The 520-nt window shown below is 51.2% G+C and carries 1 protein-coding gene and 1 pseudogene; both read left to right on the forward strand.

Going from position 1 to position 520, the window contains the following annotated elements:
* A pseudogene (locus B879_RS23400) lies at positions 1–194 on the forward strand (class I SAM-dependent methyltransferase); the annotation flags it as partial.
* A 56-nt stretch (positions 195–250) separates the two neighbouring features.
* Positions 251–520 (forward strand): SDR family NAD(P)-dependent oxidoreductase (locus B879_RS22460; protein WP_157231822.1); only part of this gene is annotated, 270 nt, incomplete at its 3' end.

The following is a 520-nucleotide window of genomic DNA, read 5'->3' on the forward strand; positions in this document are numbered from 1 at the left end:
CTTTTCATCTCTACGAATTCAGCCTGCGCTCTTTTCAGGAGCTAGCCAAAAAACTTCCTTTCGAGATTGCATTCCACGAGTATCATGTGTGCGATATCTTCCACATCCCCAAAGTCCTGCACCCGCTCTTCAGCTGGTATATGGCCAAAACCAATAAAGGAATGCAGCTATCGGTTTGGCTGCGAAAGAAATAAGCACAGGGGGTTGCACACAGATACAAGCGTAAAGAGAATGACCAGTTGCCGCTAAAATGAAAAAAACAGTACTCGTCACCGGCGCCGATGGCTTTATTGGCAGCCACCTCACCGAATACCTGGTCGCCCAGGGCTATAAAGTACGTGCCTTCGTCTACTACAACTCCTTCAACTCCCGGGGCTGGCTGGATACGATCGACGAGAAGGTAAAAGCCGAGATCGAGTTCTTTGCCGGCGATATCCGGGACCCCAATGGCGTGCGTACCGCTATGGAGGGTATCGAGGAGGTATACCACCTGGCCGCCCTCATTGCTATCCCCTATTCC

It is taken from the genome of Cecembia lonarensis LW9, assembly GCF_000298295.1.
Lineage (GTDB): Bacteria > Bacteroidota > Bacteroidia > Cytophagales > Cyclobacteriaceae > Cecembia > Cecembia lonarensis.